This is a genomic window from Pseudomonas sp. 05N433, from assembly GCF_056396925.1.
Genome location: NZ_JBFTML010000164.1, coordinates 1 through 406, shown reverse-complemented (window position 1 = coordinate 406; position 406 = coordinate 1). Strand labels below are relative to the sequence as shown.

General features: G+C 42.6%; 1 protein-coding gene. It reads left to right on the top strand.

Going from position 1 to position 406, the window contains the following annotated elements; all coding sequences use genetic code 11:
* Window positions 1–116: 116 nt before the first annotated feature.
* The coding region (locus tag AC1DIS_RS30185) for a hypothetical protein (protein WP_477781327.1) at window positions 117–406 on the top strand (290 nt) is incomplete at its 3' end.

Here is a 406-nt window from a genome sequence, read left to right as displayed (position 1 = left end):
CCCATATGCTGCTATATGACCTGGATCCTGCTGGTTGTCTCAGCCAACTTGGTCAGACACCAAAGCGATCAAGCTATTGAAGTCAACTGCTTAAACAATTGGCTACCAAGACCACAATGAACATACTGAAATCGAAATCACTTCACTTGCTATGCGTTCGAATTATCGGCGCCGTAGCCGTGCTGCTTGCAAATATTGTTATTCTGAAAATAGAAAGCAGTGATTTGGCGGGCTTGTTTCTTGTTGCTTATACTATATTTCAGATTTCCGCAGTTATAGCACGCTTCGGATCGGACATCCACCTGGTAAGAAATTATTATAAGCAGTCAAGCGAGACAGTACAGGACTGCTTCAATCAATCTGTACTGTCTCGCTTGACTGCTTATAATAATTTCTTACCAGGTGG